Below are 26,871 nucleotides of genomic sequence, written 5' to 3'. Positions count from 1 at the left end.
GCTCTCTGTAATAGGGAACAGGGAGTAGGGAGTAGGGAGGAGGGAGTAGGGAGTCGGGAGTCGGGAGTCGGGAGGCGGGAGTCGGGAGTCGGGAGTCGGGAGTCGGGAGTCGGGAGTCGGGAGTCGGGAGTCGGGAGTCGGGAGCAGAAAAAAAATCTGAAAAATACTGTTATTTAGTAAGCATTTAGCCGTCAGTTGTCAGGCGTTAGTTTAAAATAAACCTATGCAGGCCTATGGCCACGCTATGGGAACGGGACAATTTAATAGTTCGAGATTTTAGAGAATTGAAAGTCTGGAGATTTGCCCATCAAAGCATTAAGCTGATAGCTGATAGCTGATAGCTGATAGCTGATAGCTGATAGCTGATAGCTGATAACTTAGGTTATTTATTATAAGGATTGTGTAAAAGCTTTCTAATAGTAAAAAATGGACTGAGGAAACTGCCCCAGAAGAATTCTAGTTGAAAGGCGGCAATGAGATTAGTTTTAAATTGTCCTCGATACTTAAGGAAATGTAGGATAAATCGGCGCAAATTTCCCAATAAGGTTCTGGTAATTACTATAGGCTTTTGCCAAAAGGTAGCATTAATCAGGCGGAGCTGACAGGTGGCTAAACCACAGCCACGAGCGAGAGTGAGTAAGTAATCTCTCTGAAGACGCCACTGGGGAATCTGATGATAGCTATGCATGGCGGGGTTATACCAAATTTCCCAACCTGCTTTGTACATATACAGCAATGGCTCATAATCATCTCCCTGGACGAATAATCCGGGCAGTTTGCCTGTCAAACTGGGACGAGGTGGCACACTATCGAGCCAAGCTTGTCTACGAACGACTAAGCTTGCCCCTGGGGGTAGTCTGATGTGTTCAGGTTGAAAGGGATGGGGGTTTGGTCCATGTTCCCGAATTGCCAGAAATTGCTTGATGGGTTCAAAATTTTCTGGGGGTTCGACTTCAAAATCACCGTGAATTTGACCACTGTAGGCTCCTGCCTTAGGATACTCTTGACCAAAGCCATAGGCCGCAGCAATCCAGTTGGGATCAGGTAAATTGTCATCATCTAAAAAACCGATTAATTCACCTTTAGCCTCCTGGACAGCTCGCAACCTGGCAAATGCTGATCCTTGTTCGAGTTCAAAACAATATCTTAAGGGGACAGATACATCCCAATTGCTTTGATAGTTCTGAATAACTTGGGCAGTATCATCGCTACTATTGTTGTCAACGACAATAATTTCCCAACTGATCGGGTTTAGGAAAGTTTGCGATCGCAGTCCCTGGAGCAGTAATGGTAAACGCTTCGCCCCATTATAGGTCGGAATCGCTACAGTGAAGTCAACAGACATAGAACTAGCTCATTTGGCTTTGTTAGGAAATCACCACAAATTGGCCAATTTGGCTCAACTAAGAGAACCATAATTTGATATCCTGAGATATCGTGATTGGTGATTTGAGATTGATGGAGAGAACCTCCTTCACCCACTCAATCATAATTATGATCAAATAAACAACTCTATTTTCCTAGAATTCAAGGGCGATCTCATTGGCCAGCATGGGCGAACTTACCCATATAACTCCTGGTCTAGACAAGGTAAGGGACATGCAGGGTGTTTACAAATTATTTTCCCTTACCCAAAAACCTTTGAGATGGACGTCATTAGCTAGAGCCATTGACTAGCAGAAGGTAAGGGAGATGCAGGGTGTTTATAAAATTATTTTCCCTTATCCAAAAATTTTTTGAGTGTTGACCGTTGACTATTTAGTGTTGACTGTTGACTGTTTTTGTTTGACTATTTAGTGTTAACTATTTATTATATAATATTGATTATTGACTGTTAATAAACAGCAATATTGCTAGCATTTCCTACTTACCAAGAGTCATCTACCGTGTTATTCAACTCATACGCTTTCATCTTCGGCTTTCTTCCCATTACCCTGGTGTTTTTTTTTGGCTTAAGTCGCTTCCGTTTGGTTAAAGCTACCTGGGTATGGATGACGTTAGCATCCCTATTTTTTTATGGTTATTGGAAAATTGCTTATCTGCCTCTGCTCCTAATTTCAATTAGTGGTAACTATGTCATTGGCAAACAGATAGAGAAGCTAGTAATTTTGTTAGAAGAAGGAAGTGGAGAGGATAGTCCGGCTCCCACGACCGTGAATAACATGTCGATCAGCTTCAGAGGAAGAGGGGAAGGAGAGGAAGGAAATTTAGCTGTAATTTCTCCCAATAAAAACAATAACATCTCAAACCTAGTTTCCAAAGTAGTTAGTTATAAACAGCAAACTAAACTCCTGCTTTGGATAGGAATTTGCTTTAACCTAGCGATTTTGGGCTATTTCAAATATGCTAACTTTTTCGTAGATTCATTAAACCATATTTTTGGGACAAATATCACTATTCCTACCATCTTACTTCCCTTAGCGATTTCTTTTTATAGCTTTACCCAAATTGCCTATATTGTTGATGCTTATCGTGGGGAAACGAAAAAGTGTAGGTATAATTTTATGACCTATAGCCTGTTTGTGTCTTTCTTTCCCCAACTCATAGCCGGTCCAATTCTCCGTTACGATGAACTATTGCCCCAGTTTGAGAAGTTACGCAATAGCCTGTTTTCCTGGAAAAACATGGGAATGGGGCTAAGCCTATTTATCCTAGGCTTAGGTAAAAAAGTTGCGATCGCAGATAATCTATCCCCCTGGGTAGCCACTATTTTTAACAATAGTGACCAACTCAGCTTTGTAGAAGCCTGGGTGGGAGCATTGAGTTATACCTTTCAACTGTATTTCGATTTTTCCGGCTACTCTGACATGGCAATTGGCTTAGGGTTAATCACAAATATCCGCCTACCGATTAACTTTAATTCCCCCTACAAAGCGAGATCTATCAGTGACTTCTGGCGACGTTGGCACATCACTTTGTCGAATTTTCTCCGGGATTACCTCTATATTCCTCTTGGTGGTAATCGTCGCGGTCGTCTACGTCAATATGGTAACTTATTAGCTACAATGCTTCTCGGAGGATTGTGGCATGGTGCTGGCTGGACATTTGTGATTTGGGGGGGACTCCATGGCTTATTTCTGGTAATTAATCATAGGTGGCGGCAAATGAAGCTATCGATGCCAAAAATTCTAGCCTGGATGCTGACATTTTTAGCAGTGGTAAGTACGTGGGTATTGTTTCGGGCAACTAGTATTAGTGATGGTCTAGGAATATTACAGGCAATGGTAGGACTCAAGGGCGTTATCTTGCCTACTACTTATCAAAATACCTTGGGTTGGTTAACCCCCTTAGGCATCCAATTTCAGGAGTGGCAAGATATGAAACGTCTTCTGCCACCTATAGGGTTAGAAAAGACCTTCATGGTACTCTTCGGACTAATCCTAGGGGTTACCTTTTTGCCTAATACCCAGCAAATCATGAAACACTTCAAGCCTAGCTGGTACTGGGCCACAGCTATTGGCTTAATCGCTACATTTTGCCTACTATCTCTTAACCGAGTTTCCGAATTTCTTTACTTCCAGTTTTAAGGTGAGCTATCAGCTTAAGCGCTACGCGCACGCTACGCGAACAGCTATCAGCCATTCCCGTAGCGTGGCCAAGGCTGACGGCTGACCGCTGACCGCTGAATGCTTACGTTTTACTGAGATCTTGCACCATTGTCATTAATCTTCGGGTGGGCAGTGCCTACCAACGTGGTTTGCAAGCTTCATTATCTGTCTGGTGCACTGCCCACCCTACATGAACTCCTCCCTCTTCCCAAAGGGATGCCTAATCTTAAGTAACAGTGGGCAGTGCCTACCAACGTGGTTTGCAAGCTTCATTATCTGTCTGGTGCACTGCCCACCCTACATGAACTCCTCCCTCTTCCCAAAGGGATGCCTAATCTTAAGTAACAGCTGGAACAACTGATTCAGTAGCTGTTACTGGTTTACTGGGTGCTTTATTACTAAATGTCAGCCCTTGATCTCCACAATCAATGAAAATGGTATCCCCTTCGATAAACATATTTTCTAAAATCTTAGTAGCAATGGGATTTTCTAACTCCCGCTGAATTGCCCGCTTTAAGGGACGAGCACCATAGACGGGGTCATATCCAGCGTCGGTGAGATAATCCTGAGCTTGCTCGGACATTTCCAGGGTAATCTTTTGCTCTGCCAACAGCCGCTCAATCCGTTTGAGTTGAATCCCGACAATTTTCCGCAATTCATCCTTGGTTAGGGTATGGAATATGATCACATCATCGACCCGGTTCACAAATTCTGGGCGAAAATGCGATCGCAAAGACTCCGTCACTCGTTTGCGCATTTCCTCATACTGGGAATCATCCCCAGCTACTCCCAAAATATGCTCACTGCCAATATTGCTGGTCATGACAATAATGGTATTCCGGAAATCGACGGTTCTGCCTTGGGAGTCGGTAATTCGTCCGTCGTCAAGTACCTGTAACAAAATGTTAAATACATCCCGGTGTGCCTTTTCCACCTCATCGAGCAATACTACTGAGTAAGGACGCCTACGCACGGACTCTGACAGTTGTCCTCCTTCTTCATACCCTACATATCCTGGTGGGGCACCTACTAACCGAGAAACTGCGTGTTTCTCCATATACTCGGACATATCAATCCGCACCAGAGCTTCTTCACTGTCAAACAGAAACTGTGCCAACGCTCTAGCTAATTCGGTTTTACCGACCCCAGTTGGTCCCATAAACAAGAAGGAACCAATGGGACGCCCGGGATCTTTCATCCCTGCTCTAGCACGACGAATGGCAGCAGCTACAGCAGAAACGGCTTCTGTTTGCCCAATCACCCGTTTATGTAAATGTCCTTCGAGCTGTAATAACTTCTGGCGCTCTGATTCCAGCAATCGCTTCAGGGGAATACCGGTCCATTTAGCCACAATTTCAGCAATATCGGATTCACTGACTTGTTCTCGCAACAGAGCACTACCCCCGGATTGGAGTTCCAACATCATACTCTCTTTAGCTTCCCGGTCCCGCTGTAAAGCTTCTAATTTGCCATATTTTAGCTGGGCTGCCTTATTGAGGTCATAATTGCGTTCCGCTTGTTCCACTTGTACCCTTAACTGTTCTTCCTCCTCTTTTAAGGCACTGATGTCTTGTAACAGTTGCTTTTCCGATTGCCATTGTTTATTGAGTTGTTCCTGTTTTCCCCGTAAAACCACAATTTCCTTTTCAATGCGCTCTAACCGTTCCTGGGCAGAACTATAGGTGGCGGAGGTGGTACTGGTTCGCTTATCTTCCCCTTCTAGAGATAACTTTTCCATTTCCAGCTGCATCAGCCTGCGGTCAGTAGCTTCCAATTCCACTGGCTTGGAGGTAATTTCCATTTTGATTTTGGCTGCGGCCTCATCCACCAAATCAATAGCTTTATCGGGTAAAAATCGGTCAGTAATGTAGCGCTGGGATAAGGTAGCTGCTGCTACCAAGGCTGAGTCGGTTATATTAACCCCATGATGGACTTCATAGCGTTCTTTGAGTCCCCGCAAAATAGAAATGGTGTCTTCTACAGTTGGTTGCTTAACATAGACTTGCTGAAACCTACGTTCTAGAGCAGCATCCTTTTCAATATGCTTGCGGTATTCATCAAGGGTAGTTGCTCCAATACAACGCAATTCTCCCCGAGCTAGCATTGGTTTGAGTAAATTCCCTGCATCCATAGTGCCACCGCTAGCACCAGCTCCGACTACGGTGTGCAATTCATCGATAAACAGGACAATTTGACCATCTGAGTGGGTCACTTCCCTAAGCACAGCTCTAAGTCGGTCTTCAAATTCTCCCCGATATTTAGCACCTGCAATCAAGCTGCCCATATCTAAGGAAATCAGCTGGCGGTTTTTGAGGGATTCTGGAACATCCCCATTCACAATTCGTTGGGCTAGTCCTTCTGCGATCGCAGTTTTTCCTACCCCTGGCTCTCCAATCAACACGGGATTATTTTTGGACCGACGAGATAGCACCTGAACCACCCGACGAATTTCCTCATCCCGACCAATCACTGGGTCAAGTTTTCCGGCTTGAGCGGCTTCGGTCAAATCCCGTCCGTACTTTTCCAATGCTTCGTAACGGGATTCCGGATTTTGGTCTGTGACCTTTTGAGAGCCTCGGATGGATTTAATGGCCTCTTCGAGCTTGGCGGCATCCTGGTTATAGGTTTTGAGCAAGCGGCGTCCTACCCGTTCATCCACCGCTAAACCCAGTAACAGATGTTCTACTGCAATATACTCATCCTGCAAAGCCTTGCGATAGGCTTCCGCATTATCGAGCATTACATCCAAACCACGACCCAGGTACAATTGGTCTAGGTTAGCGACCTTTGGTTGGCGCGTCGCAAAATTTTCCAGTTGTTGCTGAAACCGGTTAACATCAACAGTGACACGGGATAGAATCCGATTGGGTAGCCCATCTTGTTCCAACAATGCGATCGCAACGTGTTCGACTTCCAGCTGTTGATTTTTGCAGCGACGGGCGACATCTTGAGATTTAACAATCGCTTCCCAGGCTTTATCTGTAAACTTGTTGGCGTCAGTGGGCTGCATATCCTACAACAAATCTCGCTTTTTTACCATCTATGCTGTGGTTAGTATAGCAATCCCTTTCACCCTCTATCCGGAAAGTCTGGCTTGAAATTCATCAAGGATAGATTATGATTGGTAAGCATATGCGCTACGCGCAGGCTACGCCAACAGCTATCAGCCCTTAGCCGTCAGCTAATCAACGGTCGGTAGTAAACAAGCTGGGGGGTACTGCTACGGCTGGTTAAAAATCCCTGCTGGTTTTACTCATCCTTAAAGCACCTGATAGCACCTCAAGTAGCGCATTAGCTTATAACTGACGGCTGAACGCACACGCGTGCGCGTAGCGCATATGCTTACTAATGTGCTCTGTATGCTTTCGGTGTCATGCCGGTAAATTCTCGAAACTTTTTGCTTAAGTGGCTGTGGCTGTTGAAGCCACACTCTAAGGCAATGTCTACAATTAATCGGTCTTTTTGTTTCAACAACTGCTTCGCCCGTTCTACCCGTTGCTGTATCAAGTATTGGTAGGGAGAGATGCCAATTGACTGCTTAAATAGACGGCTGAAATGGAATTGGCTCATGTCTAGCAATCGAGCTAATTCTGCCAGTTTAATATCTCGCTCTAAATATGTATCAATGTAATCTATAATTTGCTGCAGTTGACGCAGGGGTAAGCCACCCTCGTAAATTGGCAACTGAGGTTTGGTAGCTGCGTGTTGCCTCAGTAAATTGACTGCCAAGACGTTAGCCAGAGAATCAATGTAAAGTGTGCTGCCTGAAGATTCCTGTTGAAGTTCAGTAAGTAGCATGATTGCGGACGCTTCAATCTGTGGATTGCGAATCCGAAATTCTGGCAGTAATTCTAGCCGATCGGGATTCTGTTCAAGGCTTTCTCTAGCAACACTTTGAATAAACTGAGATTTCAGCCGAATCTGCAAGTAATTATCATCACTGTCCCACCGAGCAAAAAACGGTGTCTTGGCAGGGGTAATGGACATGTCTCCTTTTTTATACAGCCCTGTGTAGCTCTTGCCTGCCTGAATTTGTAGCAAGCGAACGGGACGAGGAGCAAGGGAGATAGAAAGGGTATGCTCATCATTGTAATGACAATTTCCCTCTCCAGCAGGATGTTGGAAGTGTTGGACTCGAATATTTTCCCAGCTTTGAGTTTGGCGAGACTTCTGGGATAAGCCATTGGTTTCAGCCTGTTGGATAGCAGGATTTTTCATCATCCAAGTCCAGTGCGTCTAGTTCTGATTATATTCAGGTTGCGGCGGTTTCCAGCAAAAACGTGAAAAGCGATAGCAAGATTGTGATAGTACCACAAGAATTAGATAGCTGAGCATCAATTGCCTTTCTAAGCTGTAAGGGTGATTGTTCAGGAGCAAGTCTAAATAAGATGAATATACTTATTTTTGGTTCAACCGGTGGTACAGGTCGTCAGGTAGTGGAACAGGCCCTTGACCAGGGACACAGGGTTACAGCATTTGCACGGAATCCCGCCAAGCTGGACATTAAGCACGCAAATCTCAAGGTTGTTCAGGGGGATGTTATGGATCTGCCATCAGTGGAGAAGGCGGTCCAAGGTCAAGAAGCAGTGGTGTGTGTCCTCGGAGCAGGTCAGAAGATGACAGGGACAATCCGTTCAGAGGGGACGCAACAGATCATCAACGCCATGGAAAAAGCAGGCATTCGACGCTTTATCTGCCAATCAACTCTTGGAGCAGGAGATAGTTGGGAAAATCTTAACTTCTTTTGGAAGAATATCATGTTTGGATTCCTGTTACGGAACGTATTTGCTGATCATCAAAGGCAGGAAAACTATGTTTTGCAAAGCGGTCTAGACTGGACAATTGTTCGTCCTGGAGCCTTTGTAGATGGGAATCGAACTGGCAAATACCGACACGGCTTTCCAAGTAACGATAAAACATCAAAACTCAAAATTTCTCGTGCTGATGTTGCTGACTTCATATTGAAGCAACTGGCAAATGACAAGTATATTCACCAGACACCAAGTTTGTCCTATTGAAGTAAGTATTCAGCTATCAGCGTGTCGCGTATCAGCTATCAGCCATCAGCGTGTCGCGTATCAGCTATCAGCCATCAGCGTGTCGCGTATCAGCTTATGCGCAAGTCAGAAGTTAGAATTCATAAGTCAAAATTAAGCTATGACTGAGTTTCGGAGTTTAGGAGCGATGCAGAGGTGCGACCCGTGGCGAATTTAATTCGCCAACGGAAAGCGCACCATTACGGTCTTGGGGGTGTCCCCCACTCGCTATTGCATCAAGACAATGTCAAACATCTGAATGCTTAGTGCAATATCAGCTATTAGCTGACGGCTGAAGGCTGATAGCTGACTGCTTAGATATTAAACACTTTAAAATAACACGAAAATTTCCAGGAGGCTTTATGGTAACTGTTAACAACTTCCGCTTTTCTCTAATGCTGTTAACAGCAATCGGCAGTAGTCTGGCCGCTGGCATCTTCTTCGCCTTTTCGACCTTTGTGATGAAGGCTTTGGCTCAGCAACCACCAGCACAAGGTATTGCTACCATGCAATCGATTAATATCACGGTGATCAATCCCTGGTTTATGCTGGCATTTCTGGGAACCGCTGCTGCTTGCACATTGCTAACTATTTCGTTATTGCTGCAGTGGAATCAACCGGGAGCTGTCTATTGGCTGGCGGGTACTCTGCTTTATCTGATTGGCACAATCGGCGTGACCTTCGCGTGCAATATCCCGCTGAATGATGCCCTTGCTATAGTCACGCCAGACAGTGCTGAAGGCACAACGCTATGGGCAAGATTTCTGACTGATTGGACATTTTGGAACCATGTTCGGACGGTAGCAGCATTTTTGGCAGCGATGCTGTTTACAATTGCACTTTGCGATCGCTATTAGGCGGGCACGAAGTGCGATTGCTCGGTGGAATTATAGAATTATTAACCAAGCGAGACTCCCCTATCGGATCAGTCTCGCTTGGTTAGCCCCTTGCGACTTACTGGTATCTAGCGTCTAAAATAGAAGAAAGTAATAGATACTACAATTCCTCAAAAAACTTGACTACATCTGAGCCGCCAAAAAAATTAGTTATCAAAAAAATACCCCCGATTGAGCGCAAACCCCAAATCGCACTCAAGAGCGTTACTAATTCTGAGGGTGAAGTTTTCCAGTGCCAAGACCAGATTAGAGTGAAAGCACCTTGGGGAAGTAGAGCTACTGCCGAGATTACAGCCTTGTATCAGGATCAGAGTGGCAATCCTTGGGCACAATATAAGCCAAGTGAATCTGACCCGAAGTGGGATTGGGAGGGAGGCTGTATCCGTGCAGAGCGACTGAGAAAAGCTTGAATCCCAGATCTATGACTGATTCGAGCGCTCAGCTAGGATAAGGCTTGACCATCTGGTGAGCCCAATACACATGGAAAACCTCTGTGACTGCTCCAGCCCGTCGAATCGGCACTGTCCCTATTTCCTGGATATCCTGAAAATAAGCTCGATAGCTATCTGTCAACTCTTGAAATCGCTCCAGAGTAACGTATAATCCATCTTTGCCTAACCATTGCTCAGGTTGGAACCAGACCATAAAACCACGCATATCCTCTCCCAAACAGGTAATTGGTGTAGAGGTCAGGGGAGTAATCGCCATCGCTACTATCCCACTGATATAAAACCCATTACTAAAGACAAAGCTAGAGGTTTCTAATGCCTCACTCAGCACAGGAGACTGAGCAAATCCTTGTCGCAGTTGCTGAATATCAATCAGTTCTGTAGAGGGGTCATCTTTGGGAGAGACAAAACCCCCAAGTAAAGCATAGTGACCGGATTTTTGCAGTGTTCCTGTCGTGATATGCAACAGCACAAACAATAATAGGCTAGCTATTGCTATGGCTGAACCCTTTAGCCATCGGTTAACCCAACCGCGCGATAACAAGAAGTGCCCGCCTAAAGGCGATCGCATTTGCCACTGTTGCGCCTGTTGCCCTAGTAGTAAGGTTATCCCCCAAAATCCTGGCATTGGCCAAGTGGGCAAAATTTGCTCTTTACCTGCTAAGAGGGTAAAGCCTAGAATCAGGGGTAGGGACACCCATAAGATCAATAATGATTCCAATCTTGACTCTAATCTTGACTCCAATCTTGACATAATTGGCGAAGCAGGGTATGACTGTTTCATTATTTGAGAATCTGAACCAGCCAGGGAAGAAGAAGACGATGATGTTGTTTGGGATGTTGTTTGGTTAGCTAATCTGTTGGGCTGGTCTTGGTTATCTGGTATTGGATACTTTGAATAAATCCCCCCTTCCGGAGTAGGGGGAGTAATTTTTTTGATGACGACTTGGTTTGATGTCTTGGTAAACCAGGTAAGTTGAGCAAGTAGCGATCGCAAACTCACCCACCACATGGGCAATGCCATCGTAGGGAAAAGATAAGCTATCCCAGATAAAACTATCACTAATACATTTAGCCAATTGTAGCCCTGCTGAGGTACCTCTGGCTCTGGTTTAAAACGGGTGGATAAATGGAAAGTAAAGGATATCCAATCATGCTGTATATTCCAGTACCAAATTGGAAAAATAGTTATGATAAATAACATTAAACCTAGCCATGCCCAAGGTGACAATAATGCACAACGATGACGTGGACTCGTTAAGCAAAAACCAACTAATCCTAAGCCCAAAACAAAGCCATGATATTTACCTAGACAAGCTAAACCTACTAAAATACCTAGGATTGCTAACCGATAGCTAGGTCGGTATGAACTATAAATAGGAGTTAGGGTGTGGGGGTTAGAGTGTGGAGTATTGGAAGATAAACTATTGGGTTGACTAGATAATTTTTTTCTTGAATGTTTCCCTCTTAGGGGAAAAAATTCGTAAGCAGCACATAACAAACTAGCTGACCAGAAAAATATCAGGGGACTATCGGGTAGGGTAAGCACACCAAAGCCAATTTGAAAAATCGGAATAATGGTAGCGATCGCTAACGTTAATCTAGCCGCTTTGGTGTTAAATAGATGAGTGCTAGTCAGATACAGTAGCAATAGGCTACCTGTATACAAAATCAGGGAACCCAGACGAATGGTGAATTGGGAAACCTCTCCCGTTATCCAAGTACCAAAGCCAGTAGTCAGGGCAACTAAAACTGGGTGATCAAAATAACTCCAGTCTAGATGGAGGCTATAGACATAGTAATAGGCTTCATCAATACCAGGGTAAAGCCAGAAAGCAATGATACACCGAAACAGTAGCCCCCCTAGCAGCCAACCAAGTACAAATTGATGTTGAGACAACCTTTTCAGGGCGTTATGCATCATGTATAATAGCAGTTTTCAATGGGGTGAGGTACAAATTACTGGCTTTTAGGGAGCAGGAATCCCTTACAGGGGTAGGTTTTTTACATTTGGGTCGGGAGTCGGGAGCGGTGCGACCCGTGGCGAATTTAATTACGGGTCAAGCGCACCGAGGGAGTCGGGAGCGGTGCGACCCGTGGCGAATTTAATTACGGGTCAAGCGCACCGAGGGAGTTAACAGAAGCAGGAAATGGGCAGAATTATTCCGAAAATGATTGTGTATTTTGATACATATATTTAGGATTTTATACAATCATGAAAGTATAGCACTACGCATTAAAGTTAGGACATTGATAAAAGCAGAAAAAGGTGCGACCCGTGGCGAATTTAATAATTAGATGCGGAAAGCGCACCTGCGCTAATGCACTTGCACTTTTGCCTCTTGCCTGACCCCCTTTTTAAGGCTAGGGGGGATTCCTCTTGCCTTGCGCGTAGCGCTATACTTACTCGCCCCAATGTTCACAAACCTACCCTTGTAAGGTTAGGGGGGATTCCTGCCTCACAAGTGTAGGTTTTTTAATTTGGGGGGAGTAACGACTCATGGATCAGCTATAGAGTAGATTAACCAGCAACTGTGTATAAGTGTTAATCCAAATCTAAATCCGTTACTGCTCCGACACTACTGGAAGAGACTAAGGTGGCATACTTTGCCAATACCCCTGTGGTATAACGGGGCTTGGGTGGTTGCCAACTAGCACGGCGTTGCTCTAATTCTTGATCGGACACATTTAGTTGTAAGTATCGCTGATGGGCATCAATGGTAATCATATCCCCTTCCTGGACTAATGCGATCGCACCTCCAACCGCTGCTTCTGGTGCGACATGACCGACTACCATGCCATAAGTACCTCCAGAAAATCGTCCATCGGTAATTAATCCCACTGAATCACCTAACCCAGCACCAATAATGGCTGATGTGGGAGCCAGCATTTCCCGCATGCCTGGGCCACCCTTTGGTCCTTCATAGCGCACCACAATCACATCACCAGAGTTGATCTTACCTGCGAGAATCGCATCTAAGCAGGCTTCCTCGGATTCAAATACTCGCGCTGGACCGGTGATTTGAGGATTTTTTACCCCAGTAATCTTTGCTACTGACCCTTCTGTGGCCAGATTCCCTTTCAGAATGGCTAAGTGTCCTTGAGCATACACAGGATTATCCCAAGGACGAATTACATCTTGGTCAGCAGGGGGTTGATCAGGTACCTCTTCTAACACTTCCGCTATAGTTTGGCCGGAAATGGTCAAGGCATCCCCATGGAGCAAATCATTGACCAACAGCATTTTCATAACTTGGGGAATCCCCCCGGCGCGGTGCAAATTTACAGTGACATAGCGACCACTGGGTTTGAGGTCACACAGGACTGGTACTTTCCCCCGGATGGTTTCAAAGTCATCAATGGATAAGGCTACTCCAGCAGCATGGGCGATCCCTAATAGATGCAAGACTGAGTTGGTGGAACCACCTACTGCCATAATTACTGCGATCGCATTCTCAAAAGCCTTTCGTGTTAAAATAGCCCTAGGTAGTATTTGCTGGCGAATTGCTTCGACTAACACAAAAGCAGATTTCTCAGCACTATCGGCCTTCTCAACATCTTCCGCTGCCATGGTAGAGGAATAGGGCAAACTCATCCCCATTGCCTCAAAAGCAGAGGACATAGTATTAGCGGTAAACATGCCGCCACAGGAACCAGCACCAGGGCAAGCGTTGAGTTCCACCGCCTTGAGTTTAGCCTCGTCAATCTTGCCAGCACTGTGTTGACCAACAGCTTCAAAGGCACTCACTACCGTTAAATCTTGACCATCGAGATGTCCAGGTTTAATCGTGCCACCATAAACGAAAATTGCTGGGATATTCATCCTGGCAATGGCAATCATCGCCCCTGGCATATTCTTATCGCAGCCGCCAATGGCCAAAACTCCATCCATACTTTGGCCATTACAAGCGGTCTCAATAGAATCAGCAATTACTTCCCGGGATACCAGGGAATATTTCATCCCTTCCGTTCCCATGGAAATCCCGTCACTAATCGTAATTGTACCAAACATCTGAGCCATAGCACCAGCAGTGGTCAATCCCGCCTCTGCTCGTTTGGCCAAATCATTTAACCCCAAATTGCACGGAGTAATAGTGCTGTAGCCATTAGCAAGACCAACAATGGGCTTAGTAAAATCGTCATCAGTGAAACCAACAGCCCTCAGCATGGCTCGGTTAGGGGCTCGCTGAACACCTTGGGTAACCACTTGGCTTCTCAAATTCTCCGGCATGGATATGTTCTCCTCAAGGACTAAAGTCTCTACCAGAGATTTTAGATTTAGCCATCAAATTTAGCCATCATATCAAGTCTGGTTGAATACCCATCATCGGGAGTGTGGTAAGTGTGGTAAGCGTGGGGAGATGGGGAGATTTTTATTAAGGGTATGAAAACCGGATTTAGCTAGATTAGCTAAGGGAGTGCAGTTTCCTCGACTGGACGTACAATTGTTGGTGTCTTACTTTGCTCTGGCTTAAAGATGGCATCAAGTGCTTCTTTTAGATTTTGAGCCATAATAATCTGGTTTTGATAAACCACAATAACTCGCACTAATGTTGGCAGACTATGTTGCTCAGCTTCTATATACAATGGCTCAACATACAGTAGCGATTGCTCGATGGGAATAACTAAAAGATTTCCCTGAACTGCTCTTGAACCCTTTTGATTCCATAAGGAAATTTGTTGAGAGATGACTGGATCTTGATTAATCAGGGCTTCAATTTGCTCTGGTCCATAGATTAGTTGTTGCTTGGGAAACTGATACAGAAGTAACTTGCCATATTGATCCCCATCAGAGCGACCAGCTAGCCAACCAATTAAATTATTACGACCTGTAGGAGTATAGGGGTGGAGCAAGATAAATTCTTCTGATTTCTCCTTGGGCAGTTTCATGATAATGTAGTAGGGTTCCACTGATTTAGATTTACCAGCATAAATTTCCTGGGGAATCCGCCACAAATCCTCTTGGTTGTAAAAGACCTGGGGGTCAGTCATGTGATATGCTAGCAAGCGCTCGGATTGGATATTAAATAGATCAATGGGGTAGCGTAGATGAGTCCGCAGGTTGGTGGGCATGGCATCCAGTGACTTGAAGAAATTCGGGAAAATCTTACTCCAAGTTTGAATAATCGGGTCTTTTGGGTCAGCTATGTAGAAACTAACATCGCCATTGTAGGCATCAATAACCACTTTTACGGAGTTACGGATGTAGTTAAACTGGTTGTCACCTGGGTCGGCATAGGGGTAGCGATCGCTTGTGGTGTAGCCATCCACAATCCAGTAAAGATAATTCTTAGTGACCCCTGACTCCCCAACAGAAGTATCAGCAATTACCAGGTAGGGGTCAGCATCATAGCGTAAGAAGGGAGCGATCGCTTGAATCCGTTGCCGAATATTACGGCGGAACAGTAACCGTGTTTTGGGTGTGAAATTCCCAGTCAGTACCATCTGCCAGTCTTTAAGATACTGGGCAAACACTAACCGCCGCCAAAAGGAGTTTAGGGCAACACCACCAGTGCCATCGTAGGTGTTGTAAACGTTTTCTTCTCCACTCGGATAGTCTAATTCCTGAGTTTTGGTGGAGGTCATGATATAGTTATTGGTCAGTTCTCCGTAGTAAATCCGGGGTTGACCAATGGGGATACTATCACGAATTTCTGGAGAGGATGTATATAAGCTTCCTTTGAGCGCTTCACCTCCACCAGAACCGATGTCTTTAATAAAGTAGTATGGCAGTCCTCCCTCCCCTACCTGATTCACAGCAGAGAGGGTAAACCCATAGCCATGGGTATAGACTAAGTGTTTGTTAACCCAAGTTTGTGCTTGTTTGGGCACAGCATCATAGTCTAATTCCCTTGCAGCAATGAGTACTTGTTGTTTTTGAGTTTTTGAAGGTTTTCTAGGGTTATTTGGTTGTTCGCGAAGCGTGGCCTTTTGGCCAAGGTTATTTGATTGTTCGCGAAGCGTGGCCTTTTGGCCAAGGTTATTTGGTTGTTCGCGAAGCGTGGCCTTTTGGCCAAGGTTATTTGATTGTTCGCGAAGCGTGGCCTTTTGGCCAAGGTTATTTGGTTGAAAGTTACTTGGTTGAAAGTTACTTGGTTGAAAGTTACTTGCTTGAAGGTTATTGGCTTGAAGGTTATTGGCTTGAAGGTTATTGGCTTGAAGGGGGTTTTTTGAACTTTCAACCTTCAACTTGCTAACATTCAACCTGCCAACATTCAACCTGCCAACATTCAACCAGTCAACATTCAACCTGCTACCAACATTCAACCTGTCAACATTCAACCTGTCAACATTCAACCTGCTGCCAACATTCAACTTGCTGCCAACATTCAACCCAGCCTTCAACCCAGCTTTCAACTGGTTTGGATTAACTTTAATGGTGTAGCGATCAAAATTGGCGTCGGGAAATGTGTAGTAAAGTCTCAGTTGTTGGAGCTGACGATTACTTTGTAATAAGGGGCGGGTATCCCACAGGGGAATGTTGTCGATAGTTAGGTTATTTTTTTCTAGATCGGTTCTGGTGAGCTTACCTTGGGGGTTAAAGGTTTCAGCTTCAATACTATCGAGGTCAAAGGCTGCTCTGGTCAGAGCAATAGTCCGAGCAATATAGGGTCGTTCTAAGGCTAACTCGTTGGGTTCGACTTTAAACCGTTGCACTGCTGCGGGTAAGATTACCCCAGCAATCCCCCATATCCCTAGGTATAAGCCAAGTATCCACAATGCCACTGGTATTTTGGTGGGCAGACGGCGTATCCAGACAATTGACCTCAAGAGTAACAACAGTGCGATCGCAAATGCGAGAATGCTCAATCCTGTATTAAAGGGCAACTTGACTGAGACATTGGTGTAGCCTGCACCATAAGCAACACCACGGGTTGAATACAGTAAGTTGTACCGGGAAAGCCAATAGTGGAAGGCTGTGATTGCCGACACAGCAGACCCAAGGCCATACAGGTGTCGTAGTTGGTTTTGGGAAAATCCCGGAAATTTCCCATCTGAGACGCTATTGCCTGAGGTTAAGTAAATTAGCCATACCGCAACTAGACCAAAGAGAAATAAGCCCCCTAGCCAAAAATTCAATAGTTGCCATACCGGTACACCAAATACGTAGAAGCCGATATCCTGTCCAAATAGTGGCTCGGTAGTGTTAAAGTGAGTGGGATAGAGATACTCTAAAATTCTGCCCCATTGTTCTGAAATCACCATCGCCCAGGCAAAACTTAGTGCTAGGGCGATCGCTCTTAACCACAACTGAGCATTTACCATTAGCCCTACCATCACTGCCGAAATCATCCCCAGCTGCCAAACCAGATTGCTTCTGGATTCGGATAAAAATCGCTTTCCGAGAGATACCCAACCCAAGGGTGACGGTAGGGGGGGTGTCGCTTCACTCATAAAGGTGGCTGACAAGGTTTCTCGATGGAAATGCCAAACAGAAAAGGCCATTTTTCCGTAGTACAACAGCACCACCCCAACTAATAAACTGAGTGCTAGGGCAAATGGCAAAAGCGATCGCAATCTGAAGGCTGGGCGTTTTCTAGAAAATTTTCCTCTTGGTCTGACTCCCGATCTCACTATTGGGGAGGGTGAGTTGAACCTTGTTTGGTCAAGGGTTAAATATGAAGAGTCAAGAGTCTTGAACCCTTTTAGCCAGGTAATCTCGAGATCAGCTAAGTTTTCTGGATGCTTGAAGTGGTTGGCTAACCGTAAATTGGTGAGCAAAAACCCCAATGATATGATAAATACAATTACCCACAAACTCAGCTGGGTCTGCAAACGCAGCAAGAAAGCCGATAGATAATCCACTTCCGTGAACCATAAAATTGCTGCTACCAGGTGAGATAGCAAATTCCAAGCTATCCATACACCCAGTAGCCCAGTAACCCAGCGCAATAGTTTGGTCATTGGTCTTTAGTTTTTGGTCATTACCAGCATAGCGTGGTCTATCAAAAACTAAGTATTCAGCTGTCAGCCGTCAGCCGTCAGCTTATTTTTCAAGTGGCATGCGCTATGGGCATAAACTGTTCGGTGTAGCGTCACCACAGGCTTTTAGCCGTTCGCTTAGCTGATAGCTGATAGCTGATAGGTCTCCACAAAATACCAATTCAAGTAGGGTGGGCAACGTTCTGTGTACTATAATACACATTTGAACCAAACTGTTTTTGCCCACCCTACAAGTTTTTGCTAACTGCTAAATTGCTCGCCAGTATCTAGATTGAATAGCATTTGTAACGATTCCATGGCCAGCCGTCGAGTTTCAATATCTTGCTGTGCTCGTAATTGCACCATCGGGTCATGAAGGATTTTGTTAACAATCCCTCTGGTTAGGGCTTCGATCACTTCTTGATGTTTTTCGGCAAATTCTGACCCGAGACGGGATAGGGCTTTCTCTAGCTCTTGCTCACGAATTGTTTCGACCTTGCTGCGCAAGCTACTAATGGTAGAAACGGTTTCGAGGGAACGCCACCAGATGTCAAAGGCTGCCACTTCTTCTTCCAAGAGTTCTTGTGCTTCCATCGCCATCTTACGACGGCTTTCCTGATTCTGTGCTACCACTGCTTTTAAGTCATCCACGTTGAATGAGTGGACAGTCTCTAGCTCATCAACATCCGCTGCCACATTACGAGGCACAGAAATATCAATTAGCATTAAGGAATGGCTAGTCTGCAACACTCCTTCTAAATTAGACCGAGTCAGGAGTGGTTCGGTGGCACCAGTGCTAGTAAATACGATATCTGACTGGGCAACCACTGTCATCATATCTGACAAGGAATGGAGTTTTAGCTCCGCTTTGGGAAACCCTTTCGCTAACTCTTCAGCCCGTTTGGTGGAACGATTCAGAATTGAGATATCTACAGCACCTTTGGCCAGCAAATGTTTAACCAGCAAGCGCGACATCTTGCCAGCACCGATAATTGCTATTTTATAGGGCGTCAAAGAGGTGCCATAAAGGGTTTCTACCTTCTGCTGAGCTAACTCTACCGCTGCTGAGCTAATGGAGACCGCCCCAGTGCCAATACTGGTTTCCGTGCGAACTCGCTTACCGGCAGTAATTGCTTGTTTAAACAGTTTATTAAGTAGACGTCCGATTCCCTTGTGTTGCTGACCAAGTTTATGGGTGGTTTTGACCTGAGCTAGAATCTGCCCTTCTCCTAAGACTAGGCTATCTAGACCTCCAGCAACCCGCATTAAGTGCATGACTGCATCATGATACAACAGAATAAATAGGTGGGGGCGCAACTTGGCTAGAGGAATGCCAGCTTTTTCTGTCAGAAACTGGCACAATTCTCGAATTCCTGCATCAGTTTCGGTGGTGACTATATAAACTTCCAACCGATTACAAGTACTCAGTATCGCTACCTCTTCAATATGAGGATAGCTACATAAGTGGGGCATCACAGTCTCTAACTGGGCTTCTGGAATGCTCAGTTTTTCTCTGACTTCAACCGGTGCTGTCTTATGGCTCAGACCTACTACGGCAATATTCATGTTTTTGATAAGGAGGTTTGATGGGAGTGTTAGTTATAGAAGTTATCAAAAAGGTGATGAACTTTCATCTTGGGTTTTAGGGAGTAGGGAGTAGGGAGTAGCGATGCAGCGCGGTCTTGGGGAGGCAGCGCGGTCTTGGGGGTCTCCCCCATGAGCGACTGCCGTGGTTTCCCCCATGAGCGACTGCATCAAGACGGGAGTAGGGAGTAGCGATGCAGCGCGGTCTTGGGGAGGCAGCGCGGTCTTGGGGGTCTCCCCCATGAGCGACTGCCGTGGTTTCCCCCATGAGCGACTGCATCAAGACGGGAGTAGGGAAAAAATATTGTGTACTTTATTAGGATTAAAACCGTTATCTTAGTAATTCTTTATCGGGTGCATCTCATATTTGTAAAAAAGTTGGGTAGGGTGCGTTAGGGGAGCCTCATTTTCTGCCTCGTAGCCAGGCTTTGGATAGCCCGCCCCGTAACGCACAACCGTGTCAAACAGCTTTTAGGAGATGCACCCTTATTTATCGGTTTTTTGGTACAAATGTTTCCTACAAATGCTGCCTACAAATCCTTCCTAAAAGGCAGTTGAAGGAAGGGTTAAACTACTTTGTTCAACCTTCCTTCAAGTTTGAACTACTGTTGCTAGGGCGTGTTTTCAAAGTTTTCCGCAAGATGATGATCCCCCCCAGCCCCCCTTATTAAGGGGGGAGCCATACTCAAAAAGATTATGATTCCCCCCAGCCCCCCTTATTAAGGGGGGAGCCATACTCAAAAAGATTATGATTCCCCCCAGCCCCCCTTATTAAGGGGGGAGCCATACTCAAAGTCCCCCTTTTTTAAGGGGGATTTAGGGGGATCTCCGAGGCAAGAAGAGACGCCCTAACCGCAACAGGGGTAAGCATTCAGCTGACGACTGATAGCTGATCGCTGATTGCTTACCTACAGGGTTACAACCCTATTCCTAAGAGTTAGCTCAATTGGATATACTTGGGCTGTTCAAACATATGAACGGTGTCCACAAATCGAGCGGTCTTGGACTGACTTGAAATAACTAGGCTTTGAGTCCGTGCTCCACCTTGGAAGAACCGAACCCCTTCCATCAGGGTTCCTGGGGTGATACCACAAGCAGCAAACAGTACGGTTTCACCAGAGGCTAGTTCCTCAGCATTGTAAACCTTATCGGGGTCGGTAATCTTCATGCTTGCGAGCCGTTCAATGTTGCTTTCTTTGCTCTCCCCAATCAGACCAGTTTTCACGATGGCGGGATCGTAGATCAGCTGACCTTGGAAGTGTCCCCCTAAGGCACGCATTGCTGCTGCTGAGATTACCCCTTCTGGGGCAGCACCGATGCCCATCAAGGCATGGATATTGGTACCAGCAAAGGCACAGGAGATGGCGGCGGAAACATCACCGTCACTAATCAGTCGCACCCGAGCACCAGCTCCCCGGATTTCGTTGATCAAGTCCTTGTGACGGGAACGGTCCATCACAACTACCACCAGTTCATCAATGGAGCGCTCTAGACAATCGGAGAGGATTTGCAGATTTTCCGTTGCGGACTTGTTGATATCTACATGATTCTTGGCTTGGGGTGGTGCTGCCAGCTTCTTCATGTAGAAGTCAGGAGCAGCAAATAGACCGCCCTTCTCGGAAATAGCTAGCACTGCCATGGAACCGTTTTGGCCATAGGCCACTAGGTTGGTGCCTTCACAGGGGTCAACTGCAATATCAATTTCTACCAGTTCATCTGGGTTACAGAAGTTGGCAGCATCCTCTTGGGTACAAATCCCAACTTCTTCACCAATGTAGAGCATGGGAGCATCATCCCGCTCCCCTTCCCCAATTACAATCCGACCCCGCATATAGATCTTGTTCATCCGCTCCCGCATAGCTTCTACAGCCACTTGGTCAGCAGTGTTTTTCTCCCCTTTACCCATCCATTTGGCGGATGCGATCGCAGCTTTTTCTACGACTTCTATAATTTCTAAACCTAGTGTATTTTCCAAAGCGCCCGTTCTCCCAAAAGCTAGATGAGCTTATTTTCTTAATTATTTGTTTACAGTTCTTAAGTCTATCAGAGCGTGGTATCTCGCAGAAGGGAACAGGGAATAGGGAATAGGGAACAGGGACTGAAATCCTTGTTTACTCTAGGGTTTAGGTTTGTGAACTATGGGGGAAGGGGTGTGTGGAAACGGTTGCGATCGCATCACCCTAGGGAACAGGGAATAGGGAACAGGGAACAGTGACTGAAACCCTTTTCCCTCCTTACTCAGAAAAACCGTTGCGTTCGCATCACCCTAGGGAACAGGGAATAGGGAATAGGGAACAGTGACTGAAACCCTTTTCCCTCCTTACTCAGAAAAACCGTTGCGATCGCATCACCCATCCTGCCTCTTAAACCAAGGACCCACCACCTGGATCAATCTACTCAATGCTCCCACTAACACTGCGATCGCTAAAATCATTTCCGCTGGACTGTCCCCATCTTTGAGCCAGAGAGCAGGATTTTCCATGAGGGGCTGTGGTTGTTCGACTAATGCTATAGTGTCAACTCCTTGATTATCAAGTACTTGCTGTTTGAGGTCATTCATGGTAATGCTTCGATTTCCTAACTGAAACCATAGTGACCTGGGGGTGGTGTCCAAACGCAACAGTTAGTTGAGGGAAGCTACAACCACTGTGTATCAAGGCTAGACTAGTTGAGGGTAGCTTCTGCAATTTTGGGAAAACCTACCCTAACCCTGAAGTTTTTTTCTTGCCCATCCCCAAATAGCATGCCAAGACCTACTTACGGTCCTAAAGTTAAAAACAGAGCATTGCGTCTATTTGAAGCATTAGTTTCTTTTGCTCAAGACATCGCTAATCACGGGAATCCAGATATTAAATTCCGTTGGATAGAGAAAAACTCAAGTCATCGAGAACTAGTAATCCAAACTCAGACCAGATTTTTAATTGAACTGACCAAGAAAGATAACTATCCAGGTAGTCTCAGCAAGCCTCAAGTAGTGGAAGCCTTGCAGCGGATGGAAGACTTCTTAGGAATTTTAGAAGACAACCGTGTCAAGAAGAAGGGAAAGGATGAAAGGCATTTTACCCTGAGACTCTACTGCCAAGACCTAGCCACAAACCTAGAAAGATTTAATCAACAGTGGGACAATAAACGACCAGAGAAATCGAAACAGCAATCCCTACCAACTGCTACTACTCCTGCCAAAACCTGCCAAGCTCTTAGTCCTAAGCCAGGGGTTCCTTTCCAAGCCCCAGCCCTACCACCTTACTTTATCCAGCGCCCAGAGGTAAGCCAATCCCTGAAGCAATCCTTACTGTCAGAGCAGACAGCTAAGACTGGCACTCTGGTGGTTAGCGCTATTTATGGTCTCGGCGGTATTGGTAAATCCACCTTGGCTGCTGCTATTGCCCATGATCCAGAGGTACAGACTCATTTTCCCGATGGTATTCTGTGGGCAACCTTGGGTCAGCAGCCAGATTTGCTGTCTTTTCTCAGTAGTTGGATCCAAGCACTGGGAGACCATGACTACAAACCGACTAATACTAATGCTGCTTCTAGACATTTACAAACCTTGCTGTTTGACAAGGCTACGTTGCTAGTAGTAGACGACGCTTGGAACCCAGACCATGTGCAACCGTTTCGGATTGGTGGTGCTAAGTGCCGGGTGTTAGTGACAACTCGTGAAGCTCAAATTGTGGGAGTGACTCGCTATGATTTGGATGTAATGAATCCCTCACAAGCCTTAGGGTTACTGGAAGAGTATGGGGGTTCTAAACTCCAGGGGTCAGACCGTAAACAAGCCCAAGCCCTAGCCACAACAGTGGGCTACTTACCCCTAGCCCTGGAGTTAGCGGCAGCACAAATAGCCGATGGTATTTCCTGGCAGGAGTTACTCACTGACCTGCAAGAAGAAATTGCCCTGTTGGAAACCTTAGATTTACCTGGTGCCCAAGAGGTTGGTGAAAAGCGACGCAAGCACTACAGCCTAGTGGCATCCTTTAATCTCAGTTTACGGCGACTACCACCAGGAAAATTTCAGCAGTTTGCCTGGTTTGGTGTCTTGCCAGAAGATGTCTCGATTACTCCGGCTTTAGGCACAACCTTGTGGGATGTTGGTGCTAGAGAGGCCAGAAAGACCTTACAGTATTTTAAATCTAAGGCTCTACTGCTCTCTGGTAAATCCACTAATGGCACTCCCACCTATCAGCTCCATGACTTAGTTCATGACATGGCCCGTCGGTTGCTAACTGCTGAACCAGCTACAGAGGGAGAGGGAAGCTTACCGGGTTTGGGATTAACCTGGCCCCAAGCCCATGGTCAACTCCTAGAGCGCTATCGCCAAAAAACCCAAAACGGTTTATGGCACACCCTACCAGACGATGGCTATAGTCACAGTTATCTGACCTGGCATTTAGAAAAAGCGGGTTGTATAGAGGAAGTACACCAGCTGCTGCAGGAGGAAACAGCAGGGGGGCGTAATGGTTGGTATGAAACTGGTGAACGTTTGGGTCAACCGGCGAATTTTGTCAAGGATGTGGCTAAAGGTTGGCAGTTAGCAGAAGAGGCTTTTTCCTCTTCACCAATTCCTTCCATTACTTTGCAGTGCCGTTATGCCTTGATGGTGTCTTCCCTCAATAGTTTGCTTGGGCATATACCAGGAGAGTTGATGGCAGCCCTGGTAGAGAAACAGGTGTGGACTCCAGTTCAGGCTTTGGCTTATGTTCAACACATACAAGATCCTAATCGTCGAAGATCAGCACTAAAAGAGCTAGCCCCAAAGTTACCGGAAACATTACTCTCAGAAGCCCTCAAAATCGCACAGGCCATTACCGATGATAGTTACCGAGCCTATGCCCTGAGTTACCTAGCACCATATTTACCGGAAAGTCTACTCTCAGAAGCCCTAGAAGTGGCACGGGCACTTACCAACAACAAATACCGAGCCGATGCCCTGAGTGAACTAACACCACGTTTGCCGGAAATCTTATCAGAAGCCCTAGAAGTGGCACGGGCCATTACCAATGATAGAGACCGAGCCTATGCCCTGATTGGACTAGTACCACAGCTACCGGAAATCTTATCAGAAGCCCTAGATGCGGCACGGGCCATTACCAATGATAGAGACCGAGCCTATGCCCTGATTGGACTAGTACCACAGTTGCCCGAAATTCTACCAGAAGCCCTAGAAGCCGCACGAGCCATTACCGATGAGTCAAGCCGAGCCTATGCCCTCAGAGCACTAGCACCACAGTTCCCGGAAATTTTACCAGAAGCCCTAGATGCGGCACGAGCCATTACCAATGAGTCAAGCCGAGCCTATGCCCTGAGTCACCTAGCACCACAGTTGTCGGAAAGCTTGCTCCCACAAGCCCTAGAAGCAGCACGAGCCATTACCAATGATAGAAACCGAGCCGATGCCCTAAGTGGACTAGCACGACATTGGCCGGAAATTTTACCAGAAGCCCTAGAAGCCGCACGAGCGATCACCAATGATACAGACCGAGCCTATGCCCTGAGTACACTAGCACGACATTGGCCTCAAATCCTACCAGAAGCTCTAAAAGCGACACGAGCCATTACCAGTCAGTCGAGCCGAGCCGATGCCTTGAGTGAACTAGCACCACAGTTGCCCGAAAGCCTACTCCCAGAAGCCCTAGATATGGCACGAGCCCTTACTGATGATAGAGACCGAGCTATAGTCCTGAGTAAACTAGCACCACAGTTGGGGGAAAGCCTACTCTCACAAGCCCTAGAAGTGGCACGGGCCATTACCGATCACAAAGACCGAGCCGATGCCCTGATTGAAATAGCACCACAGTTGCCTCAAATCTTACCAGAAGCCCTAGATGCGGCACGAGCCCTTACCGATCACAAAGACCGAGCCGATGCCCTGATTGAAATAGCACCACAGTTGCCTCAAATCTTACCAGAAGCTCTAGAAGTGGCACGAGCCCTTACCGATCACAAAGACCGAGCCGATGCCCTGATTGAAATAGTACCCAATTTGCCTCAAATCTTACCAGAAGCCCTAGAAGCGGCACGAGCCCTTACCGATGAGTGGAGCCGAGCCCTAGCCCTGATTGAAATAGTACCCAATTTGCCTCAAATCTTACCAGAAGCCCTAGAAGCCGCAAGGGTCATTACCGATCAGTTCCAGCGAGCTATAGTCCTGAGTAACCTAGCACGACATTTGCATCAAATTCTACCAGAAGACCTAGAAGCTGCACGAGCCATCATTACCGATGAGTCAAACCGAGCCATAGCCCTGATTTTACTAGCACGACATTGGCCAGAAAGCCTACTTCCAGAAGTCCTACAAATGGCACGGACAATTCAGTCTGAGTATCACCGAGCTGACGTTTTCAGTGGACTAATCGAAAATCCCCACTTTTCCCTCCAAGAGGACGTTTCCCTTTGGCAAGAGTTTCTTCACACCTTGGCTTGTCGCGATCGCCAGTCTTTCTTAACAGACCTGGTTAATCTCAGTCCAACTATTATCTCTTTGGGAGGCAAGGAAGCTCTGGCTGCAATTGTTGAAGCGATTAAGGATGTAAGTCGGTGGTGGCCCTAGAGTGGGAATTGTGGGGAGATTTGTATTAAGGGTAATTATCTGGAGATGATATCAAAAAGCTTTAAAAATAGAGGTTTTATGAATTATTTATCTATGGTTTTTGTAACCATTATTACAACCATTAATAACTAGTATTTTAAAATAAATAATCAAACCAAATACTGATTTATAGTAACACCAAAACTTATCCTATTTCTTTCCTTTTTCTTAAGTTAAACTAGCCCCTAACCATGCTATATCTTTAACTAGGATTCAACAATATAGGATTAACCAAAAATGCTGGATTTTCTCAATCCCATCCTAGGACGCAACCCAGAACAGATGAAAGCCAATGTGGAAATTTACACCTGGCAAGCCTGCCCCTTCTGTATCCGAGCCAAGCTATTGCTATGGTGGAAAGGGGTTGACTACACCGAGTATAAAATCGATGGCGACGACAATGCCAGAAACCAGATGGCGGAACGAGCCAACGGAGGTCGAACGGTACCCCAAATTTTTATCAATAACCAACACATTGGCGGTTGTGATGAGTTGTATGATTTAGACGGTAAGGGACAATTGGAATCTTTGCTAACTCAGCCAGCGAGCTGATTTTTAGGTTGAAGGTTAGTTGGTTGAAAGTTGAAGGTTGGAGGTTAGTTGGTTGGAGGGTTAAGGTTGAAGGGTTAGTAAGCATTCAGTAGGTTGAAGGTTGAAGGCGTAGGGTGTGTTAGGGGCGGACTTGCCCTTATTTTTCGCCTCGTAGCCAGGGTTGAGATAGTCTGCCCCGTAACGCACCACCAAAAGGCTGGCCCTGATTTTCCACCTCTTTGCCAGTTTTGGGAAAGCCTGTCCGAGGCAGGAAACGGGCAAGATGCCCGTTCCACCCACCGGGTCAAACAGTAA

The 26,871-nt window shown here is 46.0% G+C and carries 19 protein-coding genes; 8 read left to right on the top strand and 11 right to left on the bottom strand.

Translation table 11 applies throughout. The features are described 5' to 3' along the window. Window positions 1-382: 382 nt before the first annotated feature. Window positions 383-1,345: a hormogonium polysaccharide biosynthesis glycosyltransferase HpsE gene (hpsE, locus tag F6K63_RS33475; protein WP_008183253.1), complete on the bottom strand. Its 963-nt coding sequence runs from the start codon at window positions 1,343-1,345 to the stop codon at window positions 383-385. Window positions 1,346-1,886: 541 nt separating this feature from the next. On the opposite strand from hpsE, the gene F6K63_RS33470 reads away from it, so the two are divergent. Continuing rightward, window positions 1,887-3,527, top strand: coding sequence for an MBOAT family O-acyltransferase (locus tag F6K63_RS33470; protein WP_287314543.1), 1,641 nt, complete (start codon window positions 1,887-1,889; stop codon window positions 3,525-3,527). A gap of 358 nt (window positions 3,528-3,885) precedes the next feature. Here the strand turns inward: F6K63_RS33470 and clpB are convergent, their stop codons facing one another. Together clpB and F6K63_RS33460 are read right to left on the bottom strand one after the other, a co-directional pair. Beyond that, window positions 3,886-6,558, bottom strand: coding sequence for an ATP-dependent chaperone ClpB (gene clpB, locus F6K63_RS33465; RefSeq protein WP_287314541.1), 2,673 nt, complete (start codon window positions 6,556-6,558; stop codon window positions 3,886-3,888). Between the two features lie 335 nt (window positions 6,559-6,893). After that, window positions 6,894-7,766 (bottom strand): helix-turn-helix domain-containing protein, encoded by an 873-nt coding sequence (locus F6K63_RS33460; protein ID WP_008183262.1) that lies wholly within the window; start codon window positions 7,764-7,766, stop codon window positions 6,894-6,896. A gap of 170 nt (window positions 7,767-7,936) precedes the next feature. Here F6K63_RS33460 and F6K63_RS33455 point away from each other — a divergent pair, with 170 nt between their 5' ends. From F6K63_RS33455 to F6K63_RS33445, 3 genes are all read left to right on the top strand, one after another. Continuing rightward, window positions 7,937-8,566, top strand: a complete 630-nt coding sequence (locus F6K63_RS33455; protein WP_287314540.1) for an NAD(P)-dependent oxidoreductase — start codon at window positions 7,937-7,939, stop codon at window positions 8,564-8,566. A gap of 380 nt (window positions 8,567-8,946) precedes the next feature. After that, window positions 8,947-9,441, top strand: coding sequence for an anthrone oxygenase family protein (locus F6K63_RS33450; protein ID WP_287314539.1), 495 nt, complete (start codon window positions 8,947-8,949; stop codon window positions 9,439-9,441). Between the two features lie 158 nt (window positions 9,442-9,599). Then, entirely contained in the window at window positions 9,600-9,890 is a 291-nt protein-coding gene (locus tag F6K63_RS33445; protein WP_071106874.1) for a hypothetical protein, read from the top strand. A gap of 28 nt (window positions 9,891-9,918) precedes the next feature. Here the strand turns inward: F6K63_RS33445 and F6K63_RS33440 are convergent, their stop codons facing one another. Then, on the bottom strand, window positions 9,919-11,850 hold the full coding sequence (locus F6K63_RS33440; protein ID WP_502708401.1) for an ArnT family glycosyltransferase: 1,932 nt from the start codon (window positions 11,848-11,850) through the stop codon (window positions 9,919-9,921). Between the two features lie 26 nt (window positions 11,851-11,876). Here F6K63_RS33440 and F6K63_RS33435 point away from each other — a divergent pair, with 26 nt between their 5' ends. Beyond that, on the top strand, window positions 11,877-12,038 hold the full coding sequence (locus F6K63_RS33435) for a hypothetical protein (RefSeq protein WP_158026776.1): 162 nt from the start codon (window positions 11,877-11,879) through the stop codon (window positions 12,036-12,038). 436 nt (window positions 12,039-12,474) lie between these two features. Here F6K63_RS33435 and ilvD read toward each other — a convergent pair whose 3' ends face one another. From ilvD to glpX, 5 genes are all read right to left on the bottom strand, one after another. After that, window positions 12,475-14,160: a dihydroxy-acid dehydratase gene (gene ilvD / locus F6K63_RS33430; RefSeq protein WP_287314536.1), complete on the bottom strand. Its 1,686-nt coding sequence runs from the start codon at window positions 14,158-14,160 to the stop codon at window positions 12,475-12,477. Window positions 14,161-14,339: 179 nt separating this feature from the next. Next, window positions 14,340-17,834: a UPF0182 family protein gene (locus F6K63_RS33425; RefSeq protein ID WP_287314535.1), complete on the bottom strand. Its 3,495-nt coding sequence runs from the start codon at window positions 17,832-17,834 to the stop codon at window positions 14,340-14,342. Between the two features lie 279 nt (window positions 17,835-18,113). Continuing rightward, window positions 18,114-19,418 (bottom strand): glutamyl-tRNA reductase, encoded by a 1,305-nt coding sequence (locus F6K63_RS33420; RefSeq protein ID WP_071106876.1) that lies wholly within the window; start codon window positions 19,416-19,418, stop codon window positions 18,114-18,116. A 45-nt stretch (window positions 19,419-19,463) separates the two neighbouring features. Beyond that, entirely contained in the window at window positions 19,464-19,679 is a 216-nt protein-coding gene (locus tag F6K63_RS33415; RefSeq protein ID WP_287314534.1) for a hypothetical protein, read from the bottom strand. A 694-nt stretch (window positions 19,680-20,373) separates the two neighbouring features. Further along, window positions 20,374-21,411 carry a class II fructose-bisphosphatase gene (gene glpX / locus F6K63_RS33410; protein ID WP_071106877.1) on the bottom strand — a complete coding sequence of 346 codons (1,038 nt, stop codon included), beginning with the start codon at window positions 21,409-21,411 and terminating at the stop codon, window positions 20,374-20,376. Between the two features lie 75 nt (window positions 21,412-21,486). On the opposite strand from glpX, the gene F6K63_RS33405 reads away from it, so the two are divergent. Further along, window positions 21,487-21,651 (top strand): hypothetical protein, encoded by a 165-nt coding sequence (locus F6K63_RS33405; RefSeq protein WP_158026779.1) that lies wholly within the window; start codon window positions 21,487-21,489, stop codon window positions 21,649-21,651. 132 nt (window positions 21,652-21,783) lie between these two features. Here the strand turns inward: F6K63_RS33405 and F6K63_RS33400 are convergent, their stop codons facing one another. After that, window positions 21,784-21,996 carry a hypothetical protein gene (locus tag F6K63_RS33400; RefSeq protein ID WP_287314533.1) on the bottom strand — a complete coding sequence of 71 codons (213 nt, stop codon included), beginning with the start codon at window positions 21,994-21,996 and terminating at the stop codon, window positions 21,784-21,786. Between the two features lie 183 nt (window positions 21,997-22,179). On the opposite strand from F6K63_RS33400, the gene F6K63_RS33395 reads away from it, so the two are divergent. Further along, window positions 22,180-25,986 carry an NB-ARC domain-containing protein gene (locus F6K63_RS33395; RefSeq protein ID WP_287314532.1) on the top strand — a complete coding sequence of 1,269 codons (3,807 nt, stop codon included), beginning with the start codon at window positions 22,180-22,182 and terminating at the stop codon, window positions 25,984-25,986. Between the two features lie 276 nt (window positions 25,987-26,262). Continuing rightward, a complete protein-coding gene (gene grxC, locus F6K63_RS33390; protein ID WP_287314531.1) occupies window positions 26,263-26,577 on the top strand; it encodes a glutaredoxin 3 in 315 nt (104 codons plus the stop codon). A 60-nt stretch (window positions 26,578-26,637) separates the two neighbouring features. Here the strand turns inward: grxC and F6K63_RS33385 are convergent. Continuing rightward, on the bottom strand, window positions 26,638-26,871 hold a 234-nt coding region (locus F6K63_RS33385), incomplete at its 5' end, for a hypothetical protein (RefSeq protein WP_287314530.1).

Origin of the sequence: Moorena sp. SIO1G6 (assembly GCF_010672795.1) — a bacterium.
Lineage (GTDB): Bacteria > Cyanobacteriota > Cyanobacteriia > Cyanobacteriales > Coleofasciculaceae > Moorena > Moorena producens.
Note: the sequence above shows the minus strand (reverse complement) of the source record. Positions and strands in the feature narration are given on the sequence as shown.

Coding starts and splice junctions, on each gene's coding strand:
- hpsE (WP_008183253.1), bottom strand. CDS start 1,345: ATGTCTGTTGACTTCACTGTAGCGATTCCGACCTATAATGGGGCGAAG.
- clpB (WP_287314541.1), bottom strand. CDS start 6,558: ATGCAGCCCACTGACGCCAACAAGTTTACAGATAAAGCCTGGGAAGCG.
- F6K63_RS33460 (WP_008183262.1), bottom strand. CDS start 7,766: ATGAAAAATCCTGCTATCCAACAGGCTGAAACCAATGGCTTATCCCAG.
- F6K63_RS33455 (WP_287314540.1), top strand. CDS start 7,937: ATGAATATACTTATTTTTGGTTCAACCGGTGGTACAGGTCGTCAGGTA.
- F6K63_RS33450 (WP_287314539.1), top strand. CDS start 8,947: ATGGTAACTGTTAACAACTTCCGCTTTTCTCTAATGCTGTTAACAGCA.
- F6K63_RS33440 (WP_502708401.1), bottom strand. CDS start 11,850: ATGCATAACGCCCTGAAAAGGTTGTCTCAACATCAATTTGTACTTGGT.
- ilvD (WP_287314536.1), bottom strand. CDS start 14,160: ATGCCGGAGAATTTGAGAAGCCAAGTGGTTACCCAAGGTGTTCAGCGA.
- F6K63_RS33425 (WP_287314535.1), bottom strand. CDS start 17,834: ATGACCAAACTATTGCGCTGGGTTACTGGGCTACTGGGTGTATGGATA.
- F6K63_RS33420 (WP_071106876.1), bottom strand. CDS start 19,418: ATGAATATTGCCGTAGTAGGTCTGAGCCATAAGACAGCACCGGTTGAA.
- F6K63_RS33415 (WP_287314534.1), bottom strand. CDS start 19,679: ATGGGGGAGACCCCCAAGACCGCGCTGCCTCCCCAAGACCGCGCTGCA.
- F6K63_RS33400 (WP_287314533.1), bottom strand. CDS start 21,996: ATGAATGACCTCAAACAGCAAGTACTTGATAATCAAGGAGTTGACACT.
- F6K63_RS33395 (WP_287314532.1), top strand. CDS start 22,180: ATGCCAAGACCTACTTACGGTCCTAAAGTTAAAAACAGAGCATTGCGT.
- grxC (WP_287314531.1), top strand. CDS start 26,263: ATGCTGGATTTTCTCAATCCCATCCTAGGACGCAACCCAGAACAGATG.